Origin of the sequence: Vibrio genomosp. F6, from assembly GCF_005146325.1 — a bacterium.
In the GTDB taxonomy this organism is placed as follows: Bacteria; Pseudomonadota; Gammaproteobacteria; order Enterobacterales; family Vibrionaceae; genus Vibrio; species Vibrio cortegadensis.
On record NZ_SYUT01000157.1, the window covers coordinates 1 to 684 of the forward strand.

At 48.8% G+C, this 684-nt stretch carries 1 protein-coding gene; it reads left to right on the top strand.

Features of this window, described 5'->3' with window-relative positions; translation table 11 throughout:
• Positions 1 to 684: VCBS domain-containing protein (locus FCV43_RS20275; protein ID WP_206380354.1), on the top strand; the 684-nt coding region annotated here is incomplete at both ends.

The following is a 684-nucleotide window of genomic DNA, read 5'->3' on the forward strand; positions in this document are numbered from 1 at the left end:
CTGTTAGCAGTGCGACCGTCGCCATTGATGAAACTGACAAAGCAGTAACAACTTCAGGCACGCTAACCAGTACCGACGTCGATAATCCAGATAATGCATTCACACCGGATTCGATTACTGGCACCAACGGTGACCTGACTATTGATGCTAATGGTCATTGGGTCTTCAGAGCCAGCAGCGCGTTTAACCAATTAAACGTTGGCGATAAGGTCGAAGAAACCTTCACGGTGTCTTCCGTTGATGGCACAACATCGACCATCAAAGTGACGTTGAACGGAACCAATGATGCCGCCACAGTAAGTAGCGCTAGCGTCGCTATTGATGAAACCGACAAAGCGGTAACAACATCAGGAACATTGACCAGTACCGATATTGATAACCCAAATAATACGTTTACGCCGGATTCCATTACAGGCACTAACGGTGATCTCACTATTGACGCTAATGGGCATTGGGTGTTCACCGCGAGCAGTGCATTTAATCAATTGAACGTCGGCGATAAAGTCGAAGAAACCTTTACGGTGTCGTCTGTAGATGGCACACCGTCCACCATCAAGGTGACGATTCACGGCACTAACGACGCCGCAACTGTCAGTAGCGCGACCGTTGCCATCAATGAAACCGACAAAGCGGTAACAACTTCAGGCACGCTAACCAGTACCGACGTCGACAACCCGGATAATG